The sequence below is a fragment of the Kitasatospora sp. NPDC091276 genome, assembly GCF_040684355.1.
Classification (GTDB): Bacteria; Actinomycetota; Actinomycetes; order Streptomycetales; family Streptomycetaceae; genus Kitasatospora.
Map to the genome: position 1 here is coordinate 177,524 of NZ_JBFBFU010000015.1, position 19,212 is coordinate 196,735.

Below are 19,212 nucleotides of genomic sequence, written 5' to 3' on the forward strand. Positions count from 1 at the left end.
GCCCCTATACTCGCCCGCATGAACGAGACGACCGTCAGGCGTGCCGGGGCGGCCGACGCCGACCGGCTCACCGAGCTGATACAGGCCTCCACCGCCTACCGCGGCCACTACTCGGCGATGATCGACGGCTACCGGGTCACCCCCGAGTACATCGCCCGGCACGAGGTGTTCCTGGCCTCGGACCCGACCACCGACCGGCTGCTCGGCTTCTACGGCCTGATCCGCGAACCGGCCGAACTGGACCTCATGTTCGTCGCCGACGAGGCCCAGGGGCTCGGCATCGGGCGGAAGCTGATCGCGGACATGCTGGAGCGCGCCCGGGCCGCCGGGATCGGCTCGGTCAAGGTGGTCTCCCACCCGCCCGCCGAGGGCTTCTACCTCCAGGTGGGTGCCGAGCGCACGGGCACCCGCCCGCCGCAGGTCAAGACGCCCTGGGAGCAGCCCGAACTGCGCTTCACCGTCGAGGAGTTCGGCAGCTAGCTGGGGTCGCCCGCCGACGGAGCCGACTGGACGGGCTGAGCTGGCTGAGCGGGTGGGACCGGCTGTCCCGGGTGGTCAGGCTCAGCGGGTCGGGCCGGCTGCGTCGGGACGAAGGCCGTCGCCTCCAGCCGGGACAGTATCTTCTCCGCCAGCCAGCTGCGGTCCGACCCGTACGGGATCCCCTCCGGCAGCACCAACTGCCCGGCCACCGCGTCCCGCAGCCGCTGCGCCTCGGCGCCGGGCAGCCGGGAGAGCAGGCCCCGGGCGGCCAGCAGCGCGTGGTACTGCTCGAAGCCGGAGCGCGGACGCTCGATCGCGTCCAGCAGGCTCGGCAGGTCGGCCAGGGACGGGTCGCCCTGCATCAGCGCGAGCGCCTGGATCCGGCGGCCCTCGGAGCCGTCCGCGTACAGGGCCCGCACCTGGTCGGCGGTCAGCGCCGAGCGCCGCGCCGTCGAGCGGACCTCGGCCACCACGCCCTCCGGCCCGGACGAGGGCGAGGAGGTGGGCGGCAACTGCGCGGCGAGCGCGGCCGACTGCTCCGCGCTGCCCCCCAGCAGGCCGAGCTGCTGCATCGCCCGGACCCGCAGGTCGTCGGCGCCCACCTTGTCGCCCCGCCGGTCGCGGTCCTGCCCGGCGAGGAAGAGGTCCAGGGCCTGGTCGGCGTCGGTCAGCACCTGCGGCAGCGCGAGCCTGGTCACCAGCCAGCCGGCCAGGAAGCCGAAGACCACGAAGTACAGCACCAGTGCCGCCGCGAACGGCACCGCGGCGTCCTCCCCGCCCAGTGCGGGGGCCAGCGCGGTGCCGAGCTGGTGCAGCCGCTCGCCGAGCGAGCCGAGCTGGGTCAGCCCGACGCCCAGCAGCACCTTGGTCAGCCAGTCGGACACCTGCTCCAGGTTGGTGTTCGGGGCGTACGAGCCCTGCGGCTCGCCGCTGCCGCTGCGCACCCGGGGCACCCCGAACAGGAAGCCGAGCGCGCCGCCGAGCACCGCCGAGGCCCCGGCCACCACCAGCCCGCCGCCGAACGCCTGCCAGGCCTGCTCCCGGCCGAGCGAGAAGAGCAGCAGCCCGAGCAGGCCCGTCCCGGCCAGCACCCCGGTCGCGGCCCACCGGGCCGTCCGCAGGGGCGTCGTGCCGCTCCGCCGCCGGGCCTTCGCCATCGCCTACCCCCTGTGCCTACGCGGCTCCGCTCCGGAACCCGCGCCGACTCTAGCGCCGCGGCCCCACCACGCGAACGACCCGGGGGCGCCCCCGGGTACGACGCGGGGGCGCCCCGGACGGGGCGCGGGTGACGGCGAAGAGCGGCGGAAGACACCGGAGAGCGGTGGAGAACGCAGACAGCCCGCAGGCTGCTCCTCCGCGCCGGCCCGTGCACTGGCCTGGCGCCGAGGCACCGGGGATGTACCGGTGAGCCTGCGGGCCGGGTGACTGCTATGGATTTCGCCTGCCGGAGGCCTCAGGCCTCACCCCGCGCAGGCAGGGGCGGCTCTAGCGAGCAGCCACCTCACGCATCCTGATGGAACTCAATTCAGGATCACCTCCCTTCAGTGTGCCGCCACGATAGGCAGCCCATCGCCCGGAGGGCAACGGATTTATCGGCGGCCCGGCGGGCGGCCCGCCAGGCCGCCGTCGTTCGGGCGGTCTCCGCTGACGGGGGCCCAGGTCCGTTGCGGCTTCGCGGCAGAACGTTCCTTCGCCGTGCCGGGGAACGCGAAGGGCCCGGAGGACGAATCCTCCGGGCCCTTCGTTGCTACTGAGTAGCGGGGACAGGATTTGAACCTGCGACCTCTGGGTTATGAGCCCAGCGAGCTACCGAGCTGCTCCACCCCGCGTCGGTGAACACAACGATACGGGGAAGTCGCCGAGATGGGAAATCGGTTCTTCAGACCACCCCGGCAGAGCGCCTGCCGCGCCGGGCGGCGTGCCGGGACGCCCGGGACCTGGCCCAGGCCGCGAAGCAGACCAGCGCGGCGAAGCAGGGCACCATCAGTGCCCCGTACACCGCCAGGAAGCCGTCCGTGCCGAGGTCGGCGGCGGCGTTCCAGGTGCCGTGCAGCGCCATCGCCAGCAGCAGCCCGGTCGGCGCGGCCAGCCGGGCCAGCCAGCGCCGCCCGGTGGTCAGGGCGACGGCCAGGCCGATCCCGGTGAGCGCGGTGAACAGCGGGTGCGCGAAGGGGGAGAGCAGGGCGCGCAGCACGAAGGTCTGCACGGTGCCGTCGAAGTCGCGCAGGCTGGGCGGATCGCCGAGGCCGATGCTGTCCAGCCGCTGCCGCTGGTCGGTGGTGAACGCCCGGCCCAGGTAGAGGGCGTTCTCGGTGAAGGCGAAGCCGCAGGCGGTCATCCCGCCCAGCACCACCCCGGCCGCCAGGGTGCGGGGCCGGGAGCGGCGGTGCGGGCCGCCGCCGGAGGGCGGGGCCGGGCGCAGGTACGGCAGCGGGCGCAGGTACGGGCGCAGCCGCAGCCGGCCCCGGGCGTGCGGACCGGCCGGGCGGCGGGCGTACGTCCGGGGGAGCCGGGGGGCCGGCAGCCGGTGCAGCAGCGGCGCGCAGGGGCGGCCGGTGCGGCGGCCGTGGCAGCGCAGCCGCTGGCCGAGCGGCAGCAGCAGCACCAGCAGGGCGGTGGCCTTGGCGGTCTCCTCGATCAGCGGGGTGGCGATGCCGGCGCCCAGCAGTTCGCCGAGCGGGCCCTGGTGCGAAGTCAGGTAGCTGGCGGTCCAGTTGTTGGCCACGATGGCGACGGTGGTGGCCGCGCAGGCGCCCCAGGCGAGGCAGAACACGGTGTGCCGCAGTGGCACCCGGGCGGTCAGGTTGAGCCAGGCCAGGGCGCCGAGCACGAACGGCAGCGGCACCATCGCCAGGCCGACGCCGACCAGCAGCCCGACGGTGCCGGTCTGCCGCTGGACCAGGTGCAGGATCAGCACCCCGCAGCCGGCCAGGGTCAGTACGGCGGTGGCGGTGACGGAGGAGACCGCCACCGAGCGGCCGCGCCGGGGCGATGCGACGGCTCCGGCCGGCGGCGGTGACGCGGCGCCGGCCCAGGGCGCGAGGCGGTGGGCCCGGCGCCTCCGGGGCCCCGGGATGGTCCGGGTGTCGCCGGTGCGCGGGACCGTCTCCGGTGCGTCAGCGGCGGCCTGGACGGTGGCCCGGGACCCGCCGCCGGCCGGGCTGCCCATGCGGCACAGGGTAGGCCACCGCACCCGCCCGCCGGGAGGACTCGGGACGAACCGTCCGTCCGGGGAACGGCCCCCCGGTCATCGCGCGGTGGCCTGTTCGAACGGCCGACGGCGGCTCAGCGGCGGCGGAACAGCAGGTCGTGGACGACGTGCCCCTTGGCCAGCCCGGCCCGTTCGAACTTGGTGACCGGGCGCCAGTCCGGCCTCGGCGCGTAGCCGGGGATGCTGCCGTCCGGGTGGTCCGCGGGCTCCAGCCAGCCGCTGCCGTCACCCTCGGGGTGCAGGTTCTCCAGCTCCGGCGAGGCGGACAGCACGGCCAGCATCTGCTCCGCGTACGGCTCCCAGTCGGTCGCGCAGTGCACCAGGGCGCCGGGGGCGAGCCGGGGCAGCACGAGTTCCAGGAAGGACGGCTGGACCAGCCGGCGCTTGTGGTGCTTGGGCTTGGGCCACGGGTCGGCGAAGTAGACCCGCAGGCCGGCCAGCGAGGCGTCCGCCAGCATGTCGCGCAGCAGGATCACGGCGTCGCCGGCGGCCGGCCGCACGTTCCGCGAGCCGTCGCGCTCCAGCAGGCCGAGCAGGTTGCCGTGGCCGGGGGTGTGGACGTCGGCGGCGAGGATGCCCATGGCCGGGTCGGCGGCGGCCATGGCGGCCGTGGTCTCGCCCATGCCGAAGCCGATCTCCAGGGTGACCGGCAGCTCGCCGAACAGCTCCCGCAGGTCGAGCGGGCTGCCGTCGATCGGTATGCCGTACGCCTCCCAGCCCCGGTCCAGGGCGCCCGCCTGGGCGTTGGTCATCCGGCCCCGGCGCGGCTGGAAGCTGCGGATGCGCCGCTCGCGGTGCTGGGCCTCGGTGGCCTTGTGCGGGTACATCGGCGCGGGGTAGCCGGCCGGTGCGGCGGACAACCGGGCGGACGGCGAGGGCTGGGGGATCGGGGCGGTGGCAGTCACAGTTCCCCGAGTCTACGGGGCCCCCGGGCCCCTCCCGAAGGTGCTGTGACCGGGCTCATCCGCCGGCATCCAGTGCCGCCAGCGCCCGGCGGGCCACCTCGCGGCCGATCGGCAGCGAGGCCGTGGCGGCGGGGGAGGGGGCGTTCAGCACGTGCACCGCGCGGCGCGGGGAGCGCGGGTCGGCCGGGTCGAAACCGGCGAAGGCGAAGTCGTCCAGCAGCGAGCCGTCCCGGGCCACGGCCTGGGCCCGGACCCCGGCACCGGCCGGCACCAGGTCCTCGGGGGCGACGGCGGGCAGCAGCCGCCGCACGGCGGCGGTGAACGCCCGCTTCGACAGCGAGCGGTGCAACTCGCCCACCTCCTGGCGCCAGTGCCGCCGGGCGATCCGCCAGGCGCCGGGGAAGGCCAGTGTCCCGGCCAGGTCGCGCGGGCGCACGGTGCGCCAGTCGTAGCCCTCGCGGGCCAGCGCGGGCACCGCGTTCGGGCCGACGTGCACGTCCCCGTGGACGCCCCGGGTGAGGTGCACGCCGAGGAACGGGAAGGCCGGGTCGGGCACCGGGTAGACCAGGCCGCGCACCAAGTCCCGTCGCCCCTCGGCCAGTTCGTAGTACTCGCCGCGGAACGGCACGATCCGCACCCCGGGCTCGTCCCCGGCCAGCCGGGCGATCCGGTCGCTGTGCAGCCCGGCGCAGTTCACCAGCACCTGGCAGCGCAGCTCCCCGGTGGAGGTCTGCACCGTCACGCCGTCCGCCCGCCGGGCCACCGCCCGCAGCTCGCAGCCGAGCCGGAGCTCCGCACCCGCCTCCCGGGCCAGCCGGGCGTAGGCGGTGGCGACGGCCGGGAAGTCGCAGACGCCGGTCGTGCCGACGTGCAGCCCCGCCACCCCGGTGACCTGCGGCTCGTACCGGGCGATCCCGGCCCGGTCCACCTCGGTGACGGGGATGCCGTTCGCCCGCCCGCGCTCGGCCAGCGCCGCCAGCCGGGGCAGTTCCTCCGTGCCGGTGGCCACGATCAGCTTGCCGGTGACCTCGTGCGGGACGCCCTGCTCGCGGCAGAACGCCACCAGCTCGGCGGCGCCCGCCACCGCGTACCGGGCCTTGTACGAGCCCGGCCGGTAGTAGACGCCGCTGTGGATCACCCCGCTGTTGCGCCCGGTCTGGTGGGCGGCGAAGCCGGGCTCCTTCTCCAGCACCGCGAGCCGCAGCCCCGGCCGGGCCCGGGTCAGCGCGTACGCGGTGGCGAGGCCGACGATCCCGCCGCCCACCACCAGCACGTCGAAGTCGTACGCCACCGCCCGCTCCTCGCAGTCCGCCCGGCTCCCCCGCCGCCGATGCTGCCACGCCGGGCGGGACCGGTCGAGGGCGCCCGGGCCCAGGTGGCGGTGCCGTACCTGGGCGCCCGGGCCCCTCTCGCCGGTGCACCTCAACTGCCGCCGGGCACGCCCCCGGTCACGCCGGGGCGACCAGGACCGCGCGGGCCCGTTCGGTCAGCTCCCGGACACGGCGCTCGCCCTGGAAGGGCTCCAGGCGGCGCAGCATCTCCACCACGTACTCCCGGCTGCGCTGGGAGGAGATCCGGCCGGCCACCTCGACGGCGCGCTCGCCGGCGGCGACCGCGGCGTCCAGGTTGCCGGCCTCGGCCTCGGCCATCGCCGAGACCACCAGTCGCAGTCCGTGCGAGCGGACGAAGCCCTCGGTGGGCTTGGCCAGTGCCTCGCGGGTGAACTGGCGGACCTTGGAGGGCACTCCGAGGTCGCGGAAGCACTCGGCGGCGTCGGCGGCGAGCCGGTCGTAGGCGTAGAAGTCGATCCACGCCGGATCGGGATCCCCGGCGCGGGCCCGTTCGAGTGCGCTCTCCGCCGCGCCGAGCGCCGTCGCGCACGCCGCCGCGTTGCGGGCCTTGGCCTGGGCCCGGGCCTCCACCAGGTGGAAGAAGCTCATCGTCCGGGCGGTGGCCAGGCCCCGGTTGCGCTCCAGGGCGGCCTGGGCGAGGTCCACCGCCTCCTCGGCGAAGCCCCGGTAGCCGGCCTGGAGGCTCATCGAGGCGAGCACGTAGCCGCCGAGCGGCACGTCGGCGGCGGCCCGGGCGAGCCGCAGGGCCTGGATGTAGTAGCGCTGGGCGGCCTCGTGCTGCCCGGTGTCGAAGGCCATCCACCCGGCCAGCCTGGTCAGTTCGGCGGTCGCGCCGAACAGCGCCCGGCCGACGGTGTCGCTGTACGAGGCCAGCAGCAGCGGGGCCGCCTCCACCCGCAGGCACTCCGGCACCATCGACGAGCGCCAGTCCCCGCCGCCGTACTTGGAGTCCCAGCGGCGGGCCTCCTGGGCGGCCTCGCGGAGCTTGGCGGCGTCCGAGTGGCCGACCCGGTAGGAGGACGCCTCACTGGGCGCACGCGGTGCCTCCCGGGCGACCGAACCGTCCGCCGGGGTGATCAGCCAGCGGGACACCGGCGTCGCGTAGGCGGCGACCGAGAAGGTGCCGGCCAGGCTGTCGCTCCAGCGGCCGCCGCCGGGGCCGCGGCGCAGGTCGAGGTCGACCCGCCACAGGTCGGTGGCGGAGCGGACCGCCTCGGCGACGTCGCGCGGGAAGGCCAGGCCGAGTTCGGGGGCCGGGTCGGTGTCGCCGAGGCCGATCTCCTCCAGCGGCACCGGGCGGCCGAGCTTGCCGCCGATCGCGGTGGCGATCAGGTGCGGGACGGGACCCTGCGGGACCATGCCCTTGCTGACCCAGCGGGCCACCGAGGTCTTGTCGTACCGCAGGGTCAGCCCGCGCTGGGCGCCCAGGTCGTTGACCCGGCGGGCCAGTCCGGCGTTGCTGATCTGGGCGAGGGTCAGGAGCGTGCCGAGCCGTTCGTTCGGTCCTCGTGGGCTGACGGTCATGGTGGCGGCGGCACCTCCTGCGGCCTTGTGCTCGGGGCCCGGGCGGCACCGGGCCGTAGCTGCTGTACCTAGAGTAGTCGGACGCGTTCCGACGGTTAAGAGGCCGCATTCCGGATGGCGGGATCGTGCACCCGGCGGTGCGGCGCCGGCTCCTCGCCGGGGTTGGTCCGGACCACTCGGATCGGGCCGGGGGTGCCGCGCGCCGGAGCGTCGTGCTCCGGTCCTGTGTTCACGTGCGCCCGGCCGTGCCCCCTGGCTCGACCGGCTGGTCGGCGATTCGCTGGTGGTCGTGGGTCGGCCCGCCGTCGAGGACCCGGCGGGCCGGGGGACGCCGCCGCCTCAATCCCCGCGGGCGGCGGCTGAGTCCGGGAGGGCATGCGGATGCCCTCCCGGGCTGGGCGACGCCTTTCGGCCATCTCGCGATGCCCATGCCAAAGGCGGCGCGGGGGGCGGTCCGGGCCGGGGAGGGGAAGGCCCGGCCCGCCCCGCGGACCACGCGAACACGTCAACACCCGTTGCCCGCAACGGGATCGCCGCCGGGCCCGGAACCGCCCCGCACCGGGACCACCGGCGGAACCGGAACCGGCAACACGGGCCACGGGAGCGCCAACCGGTGGCACGATGTCTCCTGACGGCGCGCCGGTACCCGGGGCGGCCGCCACGGCACACCGCGGACCGGCGAGGAGCCGCCCGGCGGCGGAAGCGCCGTACGGGTGCAGGTCCTCGTCCGGTGGAGGCGCGATGCGGTGGCTGACGGGCTGGAGCACGGGCACGCCCCGGGCGGGCGCACCAGCGCACGAGGCACTCGGTACGGTCGCACCGATCGCCGCGCGCCCCCTGTGGACCGGACCCAACCCGCTCTGGGCCGTCGGGGACTGGCGCCCCGAGGAGATCCGCCTCGCCACCCTCCGCCCCGGCGCCCCCGCCGCGGTCACCACCGGCCCCACCGCCCCCGACCCCGTCGAGGACACCCCCGCCACCCTGCGCCTCGCCGTCCTCGGCCACTGCGGCGCCACCGACGCGGAACTCGCAGCCGGCCTCGCCGCCGCCCGCGGCGGCGCCGTCCGCCACCTCACCGCCTGGCCCGGCAGCTACACCGCCGTCCTGCGCACCGGCACCCGCTCCACCCTGCTGCTCACCGACCTGGCCGGCGCCCAGCCGGTCTTCCACACCCCCTGGGCCGGCGGCACCGCGTACGCCACCGCCGCCCTCCCGCTCGCCGACCTGGTCGGCGCCCCGCTGGACACCGGCCACCTCGCCGCCCGGCTCGCCTGCCCCGAATCGCCCGAGGCCCTCGGCGCCGGCACCCCGTACCTGGGCGTCCAGCGGGTGCCGCCCGGCCACGTGCTCGCCATCCGCAGTGGCCACCCCTACCTCTCCGCCTACGACGACCCCGCCGTCCGGGAGCAGCCGCGCGACGAGGCGCCCGCCGTCCGCGAACTCACCCGCGCACTGCTGGAGTCCGTCCGCTCCCGGGTCCGCACCACCGCGCCCGCCACCGCCACCGCGCGGGGCCCGGCCGGCCGCGCCCGGCTCGGCGTCGACCTCTCCTACGGCACCGCCTCCGCCACCGTCGCCCTGCTCGCCGCCGCCGTGCCGCTGCCGCCGGTGCCCGCGAGCACGGGCCCGGAGCGCCTGCCGGCCGTCGGCGCCGGGGCCAGGAACGGCGCGGTCAAGGGCTCCTGGGCCCGCGTCGCCGCCCAAGAACCCTCCACCCCGGAACAGTTGGCCGCCGTCACGCTCGGCGAGACCGAACCCCCCACCACCCTCGCGCTCGCCCCCGACACCCCCCGGCTGCGGCACACCGTGCTCCACCCCGGCCCCGACACCCTCCCGTACGCCGGACTGCACGCCGACGCACCGCCCGGCCGGCTCACCGACGAGCCAGGGCCCGAACTCGTCGCCGCCGCCCGTGCCGAGGCCCGCTTCGACGCCGGCGGCACCGACCACCTCACCGGCTACGGTGCCCGCCAGGTCCTCGACGGCCACCCGGCCCGGCTCGCCGACCTCATCCGGGCCGGCCGCCCGCGCGAACTGCTGCCCCCGGTCGCCGCGCTGGCCGGTGCCGACCGGGCCGTCGTCGGCGTCCTGGCCGGCGCGCTGCGCACCCCGCTCACCGTGGTCCGGGCCGCCCACCGGCTCTCCCGGGTCCGCTACGCCGAGGCGCTGGACGACGCCGCCGCCAAGTTGACGGCCCGCCACCTCCCGGGCGGCGGCCGTACGGCGGGCGACCGTTCGGCCGGCGACCTCGCCTGGTGCGTCCCCGGCCCGGCCGCCCGCTGGCTCTCCGACGAGGCGCTCTCCTCCGTCGCCCTCCGGCTGCGACTGGCAGCGCGCAGACCGGCGCCCGACGAACGCCCGGGCGCACACCGTGCCCGGCACGCCCTCTACCGTCACGCGCGCTCCTACCGCACCCTCGTCCACGCCGCCGAACAGCCCGGCCAGCGGCTGCACGCGCCGTTCCTCGACAACCAGGTGGTCCGCGCCGCCCGCCTGCTCCCCGACGACGTCCGCCTCCAACCCGGAGCCCGGCACGCCCTCCTGCACGCCGTCCTCACCGGCGCCGGCCGCACCGACCTGCCCCCCGACTGGGGCCGCGGCCCCCGCCCCGACCGCACCGCCCCCGCCCGGGCCGGCCTGCGCCTCGCCGCCGACGGCCTCGCCGAACTCTTCGACGCCCCCCTCCTCGCCGAAGCCGGCCTCATCGACCTCCCCGCCGTCCGCGCCGGCCTCGCCGACCCCGCCACCCCCCTCTCCCCGGCCGCCCTGGCGGGCCTCGCCGACCTGGTCTCCACCGAACTCTGGCTCCGCCGCATCCGCGCCCGCCGCCACGGAGCCTGCTGGACCGGCCTTCCCCTGGCCCAACCCCCGGCCCTCGGCCCCGTCCGTCCCTCCTGACCCCCTCCGGGCGCCGCGCCCGGCCGGGCGGCGGGGTCCGGGAGCCGGGGCAGGTGATGATGGCGGGCAACGAGTCCGTCGGTGAGGAGAGCCGTGGTGGCCAGCGTGAGCCCGGAGCAGTCCGTTCCCGTCGTGCTGTCGGTGTCGGGGCGGCCTCCGACGGGGCGCCCGCCGGGGGTACTGGCGGCCTGCGACGGGTCGGACGGGTCGCTGTGGGCGCTGGACCGGGCGATGACCGAGGCGGAGTCGTTCGGGCTGCCGCTGTACGTGCTGGCCGTGGTGAACCCGGCGCCGGCCGGCTACCCGCCGGGGGTGGCGGAGCTGGTGCAGGAGAGCGTCGAGACGCTGGTGGAGAGCATGGCGGACGGGCTGCGCCGGGCGGTGGTGGCCGTGCAGGGGCAGCGTTCCCGGCCGTACGCGGGGGAGATGTCGCTGCACGTGGTGCTGGGCAACGTGATCGAGGTGCTGCTGGAGGCCTCGACCCGGCAGCACACGCTGGTGCTCGGCACGCGGGGGAACGGGGGGTTCGCGCGGTTGCTACTGGGTTCGGTGAGTTCGGCGGCGGTGCACCACGCGGCGTGCCCGGTGCTGGTGGTCCCGGCGCCCGCGGAAGGCTGATCCGGGGCGGGGTCGGGGCGCTGACCAGCCCGGGTCAGGGCGTCGCTGACCAGGGAAGCTGACCGGGGTGCCGGGAATGTACCGAGATGGTTCATCGTTCACCTATCCCGATACCCGTCCCCGCCCCACCCCTGGAGTCCCCTCATGAAGGTCGAGATCTGGTCCGACATCGCCTGCCCGTGGTGCTACATCGGTAAGCGCCGCTTCGAGCAGGCCCTGGAGGGCTTCGCCGGCAAGGAGGGCGTCGAGGTGGTCTACCGGCCGTACCAGCTGGTCCCGGACGCGCCGGCGACGGCGAGCCCGCACCGCGCGTGGCTGGCCGAGCGCTACGGCCCGCAGTCGGTGGCGATGGACGCGCGGGTGGCCGAGCTGGGCCGCGCCGAGGGCATCACGTACGACTTCGACGCCGCGCTGCACGCCAACACCTTCCTGGGCCACCGCCTGCTGCACCTCGCCGAGACCGAGTACGGCGCGGCCGTCCAGGGGCGGCTGAAGGAGGAGCTGCTGAAGGCGCACTTCACCGACGGTGTCGACGTCGGCGACCGCGCCGCGCTGACCGACGTCGCCGTGGCAGCCGGCCTGGACCGGGCGCGGGTGACCGCCTACCTGGCGGGCGACGAGGGCGCCACCGAGGTGAGCGCGCAGCTGGCCGAGGCCCGGGAGCTGGGCATCACCGCCGTGCCGACCTTCGTGTTCGAGGGCAAGTGGGCGGTGCAGGGCGGCCAGGACGCCGAGACCTTCCGCAAGGTGCTGGAGCAGGTCGCCGCCGAGATCGGCGAGACCCGCCCGGCGCCGGTGCAGGTCGCCCCGGCGGGGGAGGCCTGCGCGGACGGCTCCTGCGCGATCTGACCCCGCACAGGCCCACCCCCGCACAAGCCCCACCCCGTGTGGGTCCCACCCCACGCAGCCCCCGCCGGGGCCCGTTTCAGGAACACCTGAAGCGGGCCTCGGCCCAGTCCGCCACGTTGAGCGCCGACCAGATCCCGTGCACCGGGGTGACCACCAGCCGGATCGACTTCTGCCCGGCCAGCGGTACGTGCACCGGTACCGCGTCGTCCCCCGCGGCGAGCGGGAGGGAGCGCCACAGGGTGCCGCCGTCGCCGCCCTGGACGGAGAAGACCACGCCGCCCGGCGAGAGCGTGGCGTCGTCGACTCCGGCGACCGCGTCGAAGGACGTACAACTGCGGTTGAGGTCGATCAGGGTGGTCGCCGGGGCGTGCACGGTGATGGCGTGCCCGTGGCGTTCGCCGCCGATCCAGGCGCTGTCGTGCTGCCAGAACCAGTCGCTGCCCTTCTGCCGGATGCTGGGGCCGGGCGGCGGCACCCGGTTGTTGCCGGGCTTGACCACGGGCAGTGAGTCGGCCCAGAAGTCGGTGGGCGCGGGCGGCGAGGGCGGGGTGACCGTCGGGGTGGGCAGCGGCGGCACGGTGGGCGTGGGCACGACGGGGACGACCGGCGGCTCGGGTGTGGGCAGCGGCGGCACGCTGGGCGTCGGCACGGCGGGGACGTCCGGGGCCGGCGGCGGCGTGGGGGTCCGCTTGGGCGTCGTCGAGCTCGGCGTGACCGGCGACGCGGCCTTCGTCGTGGTCTGGGCGGCTGCCGGGGCGGGCGTCGACCGGGTGACCGGCGTCGCGCTCGGGCTCGGGCTCGGCTCGGACGGTGCCGGGGCGGCCGCGGTGCTGCTGGGCGCCGGGTCGGCGGGCGCGGGCGGCCCGGGTGCGGGGGCCTGCGGCCGGGGGGTGGCGGGGGCGCCGGCGGCGGGGGGCGCGGCCGTGGGGGGCTTGGGTTCGGGCGAGCCGGTGAGCGCGTACGCGGCGACGGCGGCTGCGGCCACCGCGACGGCGGCGGCGATCCCGGCCTTGGCAGCGGTGCCCAGGCCCTCGCCGGCCGCGGCGCCGGCTCCGGCCCCGCCTCCGCCGGAGGCCGCACCGGCGCCCGCACCCGCTGCACCCGCACCCGAAGAGGCTCCCGCGGTTCCGGAGGTGGCCGCCGCGGTGCCCGCAGCCGCACCGCCGACCGCGGCGACCCCGCCGACGGCCGCTGCGGCGGCGCCGAACCCGCCGACCCCGATCCAGACGAGCACGCCGCCGGGCAGCAGCGCGCGCAGGCCGGTGTTGATCTCGGTGAGTTCGAGGCAGGCGGCCGTGCAGCGGTCGCACTCCTGGAGGTGCCGTCCGACCTCCGCCGAGGCCCGCTTGCGCAGCGATCCGCGCGCGTACGCGCCGAGCCGGTTGGCGTACGCCTCGCAGGTGCGGTCCTGGCTGCCGGAGACGTGCGCCTGGAGGAAGGCGGCGGCGAGCCGGTCGCGGGCCCGGTGGGCCTGGACGGCGGTGGCGTTGGCGGTCTTGCCGAGCATCACGGCGACGGTCTTCGGGGACTCCCGCTCGACCTCGGTGTGCCAGAGCACCACCCGGTCGTCCTCGGGCAGTTCGGCGTAGGCCTGCATGACCATGCGCTGGTCGGCCATGGCCATCGCCCAGGCATCGGCGCCGGGGTCGGCCAGGTCGAGGTCGACGACGGCGGCCGAGGTCTGGGCGAACACGCTGAAGTCGTCGACGAGTTGCTCGCGCCGCTCGCTGCGGGTCCAGGCGGCGGCGACGTTGCGGACGGCGGTCAGCAGGTAGGCGCGGACGGCGAACTCCGGGCCCTTGCCCGCCCTCAGGGCTTGCAGGGTGCGGGCGAAGACCTCGCCGGCGAGGTCTTCCGCGGTGAAGCTGTCCCGGCAGCAGGTGCGGGCGTAGCGGCGCACCGAGTCGGCGTGCCGGCGGTAGATCTCCTCGTACGCGGTGTCGTCGCCGGCCCGGACCCGGGCGGTCAACTCGGCGTCGGAGGCCGGGCGCTCGCCGTCGACCGGGTCGGCGGGGGCGGGCACGGTGGGGCGGGCGGGGCGGCCGGCGCCGACGAACGCCTCGGGGGCGACGCCGCCCCGGCCGGCCGGGGCCTGGCCGGGCACCCGTCCGGGTGGCAGCGCGGCGGCGGAGGCGGAGAGGGACTCGCGGCTGGGCATGCCCGCCTGGTCGGGCACGTGTCCGGCGGTCGGGCCGGTGGCCGAACCCGGTGCGGCGCCGGGTACTTGGGCCGGGCCGCCGGAGGCCGTGGCGGGGCCTTCGGACGTACTGGACGTACTGGACGTACTGCCGGACGAGCCGTCGGCCAGTCCCCCGGTCAAGCCTCCGGACGGGCCGAAGTCGAGGCCGTACCCGTAGTCGTTCTGTTCCTCGGCGCTCACAACGGACCCCAGATTCCACGACAGCCCCCGCAGTGTGGCAGGGCGCGCGGGAGCGCGTGGGCGCACGGCTCCGCGCTGTACGGCGCCGAGGGCGCGCGAAGGGCGCGCATCGGGACATTGGCTCCAACCACGGGCAAAGGATGGCATAGCGCAGAGAGGGGCGGTAGCCGGACCGGCCGGGACCCACTCTTCCGAGGAGCCGTCGCGGATGTGTTCGGCCAGCACAGGGCGGGTGGTTGCGTACCGCCCGCACCCGGCGCGCGTGACTGGTCCGCGCGCCGGTCTCCCGTCCAACTCCCGTCCCCGCCACCTGCGGGGGCCGCGCCCGTGGTGGCGCGTCAGCGTGCCCGCAGGCCGTCCAGCAGGATCTCCAGCAGCCGGTCCGAGGGGCCGGCGGTCGGCTGCCCCTCCGCCTGCTGCACCCCGGCCGAGAAGCCGGCCGTGGTCGGCGCGGTGCGGGCCGCGTGCACCGGCACCGAGGCGGTCAGCACCAGCACGACGTCCGACACCGTGACGCCCGGTCGCAGTTCGCCGGCCGCGCCGGCCCGGGCGACCAGGGCGGCCAGCAGTTGCAGCAGCAGCCGGGGATCGGCGTCGGCCGCCGACGGCTCGACGGCCGCACCGTTCTGCGCGTCCTCGCCGCGCAGGTCGAACCGGACGGCGGCCGGTTCGGGCACCCGCTGCTCGGGCACCCGGCCCAGCTCCTCCGCGTACCGGAACGCCTCCGGCGGCAGCAGCCGCCCGGCGCCGGTGCTGACCGCCCGGGCCAGGTAGCCGGCCAGCGACTCCCAGGCCCCGCCGCCGCCGTACAGCGACTCCCGCGCCTGCGCGGTCAGCCAGGCCACCTCCTCGGCGGCGATCCGCTGGACCAGCACCTCCTTGCTCGGGAAGCGCCGGTAGACCGTCCCGACGCCGACCCCGGCCCGGCGCGCGACCTCCTCCATCGGCGCGCCGTAGCCGAACTCGCCGAACACCTCGCGGGCGGCCCGCAGCACGCTCTCCAGATTCCGCCGGGCGTCCACCCGTAGTCGGGCCCCGGGGACGTGCACGGTGGCCGGCGGTGGCTCCACCCGGTAGGGGACGCCCGGATAGGCGGCCCCGACCTCCGGTGGCAGGTCCACCGGGCCGCGCTGTTCCGGCACCATGCCCTGGCCGGCGTGCGGTGTTCCCGTTCGCCCCAACACCTGCTCCTGCTCCATCATCCCAACTCTCCCCCGCAGGCGCCCGAACCCGGACCCTGTCGTCGCCCGCCCCTGCACCCCCCGGTGCAGCTCAGCCCGTCAGAAATGACCTGATGACCCATCGCTCGTTGCCGCCCGTCCCGTTTTGTGACCACGGTTCGTGCCTCCGGGCCGGCTCGCGTCCGGCTCGGCGCGTCGGCACCGTCCGGGGCCTTGTCCGGGAACTACCCTTCCCCGGATGACTGTCCCGCAGTCGGGTTCTCGAGCCAACGCTGGAACTGGCCGTAGTGGCCGCTCCACGGTGCGTCGCCGCCGATTGTCATGGCGGTAACCGCTCCGGCACACAATCCGACCATAGTTCACGCCCGTTCGCGGCCGAAAGTCCGTCAGAAAGTCGCCCGGGCAGCACAACTGGCCCCACCCGTCGACTTCCGTCACATCCGGCGCGGTACGGACTGTGGACAAGACCGCCCCTGCCGGTCCTTCATAGGGGGGCGCGAGGGGGGACACCCCCGGCCGCGGGGCCGGGAGGAAGCGCCAATCGGCAGGAGGTGCACCATCAGAATCCTGATCGCCGGCGGAGGCTGCGCCGGGATGGCCACCGCGCTGCACCTCCAGCGCGGCCTGCGGGAACGGCTGCGACGCGGCGAGGTCGAGATCACCGTCGTCGAGCCCCAGGCCTACTTCACCTACCACCCGCTGCTGGCCGAGGTCGCGGCTGGCTCGATCGACCCCCGGCACGTGGTCGTCCCGCTCCGCCGGGCCCTGCCGGACTGCCGGGTGCTGACCGCCCGGATCACCCGGATCGAACACGCCGCCCGCCGCGCCTTCGCCGACGCCGCGGGCCCCGGAGAGGCCGCCGCGCCGATCGAACTCCCCTACGACGTCCTGGTGGTGGCGCCCGGCTCGGTCTCCCGGACGGCGCCGGTGCCCGGTCTGGCCGAACACGGCCGCGGCTTCTCCACCGTCGGCGAGGCCGTGGGCCTGCGCAACCACGTCCTGGAACAGCTCGACCTCGCCTCCGCCACCCGCGACCCGGCCCTGCGCCAGGCCGCGCTCACCTTCGTCTTCGTCGGCGCCGGGTACGCGGGCGTCGGCGCGCTCGCCGAACTGGAGGACATGGCCAGGACCGCGGTGCGCGGCTACCACAACGTCCGCCCCGAGGACCTGCGCTGGGTCCTGGTCGAGGCCACCGACCGGATCCTGGCCGAGGAGTCGCCGGAGCTGGCCGAGCACACCCTCGGCCAGCTCCGCGAACGCGGCGTCGACATCCGGTTGCGCACCACCCTGGCGTCCGCCGCGGACCGGGTCGTCGCCCTGTCCGACGGCAGCCGCTTCGGTGCCCGCACCCTGGTCTGGACGGCCGGGGTGCGGCCGGCCCCGCTGCTGCGCGACACCGACCTGCCGCTGGACACCCTCGGCCGGGTCCGCTGCCTCGCCACCCTGCAAGCCGTCGGCCCGGACGGGCGCGCGCTGCCCGGCGTCTGGGCGGCCGGGGACTGCGCCGCCGTACCGGACCCCGACGCGGACGGGGCGCCCTGCGCGCCCAACGCCCAGCACGCCTTCGCCCAGGCCGAGCTGCTCGCCCGGAACATCGTGGTCGCCCTGGACGCCGGACCGCACGCCCCGGGCCTCTCCGAGTACCGGCCGGGCCACGCCGCCTGCTCGACCTCACTGGGCCTGCGCCGGGCCGTCGCCCACACCCGGCGAGGCCGCCGGATCACCGGGCGGCGGGCCTGGTGGCTGCACCGGGCCCGGCACCTGCGGCGCCTGCCGAGCGCGGAGCGCCGGGTGCGGGTGCTGATGGACTGGGTGCTGGGCGGGCTGTTCTCCCGGGAGGTGGTATCGCTGGGGGCGGCGGAGCATCCGCGTCCGGAGTTCGAGGCCGGGTCCGGGCCGCGGCCCGACGGCGGTCCGGACGCCCCGCGGTGAGCGCCCCGGTGCCCCGCGCCGGGGCGGAACGGGCGGCCACGCCGGGCGGGCGACTTCCGGAATCGGGCCCTTGCCTGACAGGATCAGCCCAACCTAGTCATTACCCCGTGTGCTGATGCGCACACAAAAAGTGATGATATGCCTGGAAATCGAGGAAGCGGCCGTCGTTTGAACCTCATGCGCTGGAGCGCCCGGCTCACCGGAGTCCCTTGGCGTGCCGCCCCGCCAACCGGGGCCGGCACCGACGAGGGCGCGCCCTCCGCCGACGGCGTCGTCGTCCCAGGCCCCCGCGACCCCACCAACCTGGCCACCGCCGCCGAACTCCTCGACCTGCACAAACCCCAGAACCTGCGCGAGGTCCTCAACCGGATCCCCGCCCCGGTGGCCGTCACCTACGGCCCGCTCCACCAGCTCGGCTACGCGAACCGCGCCTACCGCGAACTCTTCGGAGACCGCACCACCGGCCTGCCCGCCGGAGAAGCCCTCCCCGAACTCGGCACCATGGGCGTCCTGGCCCTGATGGACCAGGTCATCCGCGGCGGCCGTCCGCGCAGCGTCAAGGCCCGCTGCATCCTGGGCCTCACCGGCAACCGCTACTACAACGTCTCCTGCGTCCCGCTCGGCCCCGGCGACACCGGGGACACCGGCGACACCGGGGACACCTCCACCGAGGGACCGCCCGCCGGCGTCCTGATCTTCGCCGCCGAGGTCACCGACCAGGTCCTCGCCGCCGCCCGGCTCCGCGAAGCCGAACGCCGCCAGCGCGAGGCCGCCGTCACCCTCCAGCGCAGCCTCCTCCCGCAGAAGCTCGACCAGCCGGCCGACCTGAGGGTCGCCGCCACCTACCAGCCCGGCGGCGCCGAGGCCGCCGTCGGCGGCGACTGGTACGACGTCATCGCCATCGACGGCGGCCGAACCGCCCTGGTCATCGGCGACGTGATGGGGCGCGGCCTGCGCGCCGCCGCCGTCATGGGCCAGCTGCGCACCGCCGTCCGCGCCTACGCCCGGCTCGACCTGCCCCCGCACGAGGTGATGCGCCTGCTCGACGGCCTCGCCATGGAGATCGACGCCAACCAGATCGCCACCTGTACGTACGCCGTCTGGGATCCGCAGCGCCGCACCCTCTCCTACGCGTCCGCCGGGCACCTCCCCATGCTGCTGCGCTGCCCCGACGGGACGGTCCTGCGCAGCGAGGAGCAGAACGGCCCGCCGCTCGGTACCGGCGACGGCCTCCACGTCTCGCACACCCTGCGCCTGCTGCCCGGGACCACCGGCGTCCTCTATACGGACGGCCTGGTCGAACGCCGCGACGAGGACATCGACGAGGGCCTCGACCTCCTCGCCCGCACCCTCACCGGCGCGGTCGGGGCCCCGGAGGTGATCTGCGCCCGCCTCCTGCGGGCGATGGGCGTGACCTCCGAGCACGACGACGACGTCGCCGTCCTGGCCTTCCACCTGCCGGCGGCGGAGGTGGAGGTGGAGGTGGAGGAAGAGGTGGCCGAAGAGAGCGCCACCGAGGCGGAACCGGCGCTTGACTCGACCTTGCCCGAGGTCTAGTGTTCTTCGAGCTGCCTGGCAGGGAGCACCGGACACGCATGTGCGCGGACGGTCCCGCGGTAGCCAATCCTTTCGAAACACCACTTCCCGGTTCGGGCTGGGTCGCGTCTTGTCGCGGCTTGGTTCCTATTCGGCTTGTTCGTTTTATTGGATTGCGGTCGATTCGCTTTTCGGAGCAGGGATCGGCTAGAGTTTGAAACGTCGGACGGGGCGTCAAGCCGCAGAAGACACCAGCGAGTTGGATGAACGAAGCGCCGGAAACGGGGCGGAAAACATCTGGTAAGCTGGGAACACGAAAGAACGAAGCGCCCGGAGGGCCCGCTGG

The 19,212-nt window shown here is 76.0% G+C and carries 12 protein-coding genes, 1 tRNA gene and 1 pseudogene; 6 read left to right on the forward strand and 8 right to left on the reverse strand.

The window, feature by feature from the left end:
- Positions 1-18: 18 nt before the first annotated feature.
- On the forward strand, positions 19-480 hold the full coding sequence (locus AB0O19_RS20780) for a GNAT family N-acetyltransferase (RefSeq protein WP_363621282.1): 462 nt from the start codon (positions 19-21) through the stop codon (positions 478-480).
- Here the strand turns inward: AB0O19_RS20780 and AB0O19_RS20785 are convergent.
- The 6 genes from AB0O19_RS20785 to AB0O19_RS20810 all read right to left on the reverse strand — a co-directional run bounded on the left by AB0O19_RS20785 (position 477) and on the right by AB0O19_RS20810 (position 7,472).
- Complete coding sequence (locus AB0O19_RS20785) at positions 477-1,637, reverse strand: hypothetical protein (protein ID WP_363621284.1); 1,161 nt, start codon at positions 1,635-1,637, stop codon at positions 477-479. The genes AB0O19_RS20780 and AB0O19_RS20785 overlap by 4 nt on opposite strands.
- Before the next feature lie 598 nt (positions 1,638-2,235).
- Positions 2,236-2,309, reverse strand: a tRNA-Met gene (locus tag AB0O19_RS20790).
- A 50-nt stretch (positions 2,310-2,359) separates the two neighbouring features.
- Positions 2,360-3,649: a PrsW family intramembrane metalloprotease gene (locus AB0O19_RS20795; protein ID WP_363621286.1), complete on the reverse strand. Its 1,290-nt coding sequence runs from the start codon at positions 3,647-3,649 to the stop codon at positions 2,360-2,362.
- A 116-nt stretch (positions 3,650-3,765) separates the two neighbouring features.
- Positions 3,766-4,596 (reverse strand): tRNA (guanosine(46)-N7)-methyltransferase TrmB, encoded by an 831-nt coding sequence (trmB, locus tag AB0O19_RS20800; protein ID WP_363581325.1) that lies wholly within the window; start codon positions 4,594-4,596, stop codon positions 3,766-3,768.
- A gap of 55 nt (positions 4,597-4,651) precedes the next feature.
- The gene (gene lhgO, locus AB0O19_RS20805; RefSeq protein WP_363621288.1) at positions 4,652-5,887 is read right to left on the reverse strand and encodes an L-2-hydroxyglutarate oxidase; all 1,236 of its coding nucleotides are present in this window, start codon (positions 5,885-5,887) and stop codon (positions 4,652-4,654) included.
- A gap of 157 nt (positions 5,888-6,044) precedes the next feature.
- The gene (locus AB0O19_RS20810; RefSeq protein ID WP_063348294.1) at positions 6,045-7,472 is read right to left on the reverse strand and encodes a hypothetical protein; all 1,428 of its coding nucleotides are present in this window, start codon (positions 7,470-7,472) and stop codon (positions 6,045-6,047) included.
- A 741-nt stretch (positions 7,473-8,213) separates the two neighbouring features.
- Between AB0O19_RS20810 and AB0O19_RS20815 the strand changes: the two genes are divergently transcribed.
- The 3 genes from AB0O19_RS20815 to AB0O19_RS20825 all read left to right on the forward strand — a co-directional run bounded on the left by AB0O19_RS20815 (position 8,214) and on the right by AB0O19_RS20825 (position 11,837).
- Positions 8,214-10,370: an asparagine synthase-related protein gene (locus AB0O19_RS20815; protein ID WP_363621290.1), complete on the forward strand. Its 2,157-nt coding sequence runs from the start codon at positions 8,214-8,216 to the stop codon at positions 10,368-10,370.
- 96 nt (positions 10,371-10,466) lie between these two features.
- Complete coding sequence (locus AB0O19_RS20820; protein ID WP_363621292.1) at positions 10,467-10,988, forward strand: universal stress protein; 522 nt, start codon at positions 10,467-10,469, stop codon at positions 10,986-10,988.
- Between the two features lie 144 nt (positions 10,989-11,132).
- Positions 11,133-11,837, forward strand: coding sequence for a DsbA family oxidoreductase (locus AB0O19_RS20825; protein WP_363581317.1), 705 nt, complete (start codon positions 11,133-11,135; stop codon positions 11,835-11,837).
- Between the two features lie 76 nt (positions 11,838-11,913).
- Here AB0O19_RS20825 and AB0O19_RS20830 read toward each other — a convergent pair whose 3' ends face one another.
- Both AB0O19_RS20830 and AB0O19_RS20835 read right to left on the reverse strand, forming a co-directional pair.
- Complete coding sequence (locus AB0O19_RS20830) at positions 11,914-14,217, reverse strand: sigma-70 family RNA polymerase sigma factor (RefSeq protein ID WP_363621294.1); 2,304 nt, start codon at positions 14,215-14,217, stop codon at positions 11,914-11,916.
- 338 nt (positions 14,218-14,555) lie between these two features.
- On the reverse strand, positions 14,556-15,419 hold the full coding sequence (locus tag AB0O19_RS20835) for a helix-turn-helix domain-containing protein (protein ID WP_363621295.1): 864 nt from the start codon (positions 15,417-15,419) through the stop codon (positions 14,556-14,558).
- A 549-nt stretch (positions 15,420-15,968) separates the two neighbouring features.
- Between AB0O19_RS20835 and AB0O19_RS20840 the strand changes: the two genes are divergently transcribed.
- A complete protein-coding gene (locus AB0O19_RS20840; protein WP_363621303.1) occupies positions 15,969-17,330 on the forward strand; it encodes an FAD-dependent oxidoreductase in 1,362 nt (453 codons plus the stop codon).
- Positions 17,331-17,498: 168 nt separating this feature from the next.
- A pseudogene (locus AB0O19_RS20845) lies at positions 17,499-18,776 on the forward strand (SpoIIE family protein phosphatase); the annotation flags it as partial.
- Between the last annotated feature and the right edge of the window lie 436 nt (positions 18,777-19,212).

Excerpts from the sequence above, each read along its gene's own strand:
- AB0O19_RS20780 (WP_363621282.1), top strand. The coding sequence starts at position 19 with ATGAACGAGACGACCGTCAGGCGTGCCGGGGCGGCCGACGCCGACCGG.
- AB0O19_RS20785 (WP_363621284.1), bottom strand. The coding sequence starts at position 1,637 with ATGGCGAAGGCCCGGCGGCGGAGCGGCACGACGCCCCTGCGGACGGCC.
- AB0O19_RS20795 (WP_363621286.1), bottom strand. The coding sequence starts at position 3,649 with ATGGGCAGCCCGGCCGGCGGCGGGTCCCGGGCCACCGTCCAGGCCGCC.
- AB0O19_RS20810 (WP_063348294.1), bottom strand. The coding sequence starts at position 7,472 with ATGACCGTCAGCCCACGAGGACCGAACGAACGGCTCGGCACGCTCCTG.
- AB0O19_RS20815 (WP_363621290.1), top strand. The coding sequence starts at position 8,214 with ATGCGGTGGCTGACGGGCTGGAGCACGGGCACGCCCCGGGCGGGCGCA.
- AB0O19_RS20825 (WP_363581317.1), top strand. The coding sequence starts at position 11,133 with ATGAAGGTCGAGATCTGGTCCGACATCGCCTGCCCGTGGTGCTACATC.
- AB0O19_RS20835 (WP_363621295.1), bottom strand. The coding sequence starts at position 15,419 with ATGATGGAGCAGGAGCAGGTGTTGGGGCGAACGGGAACACCGCACGCC.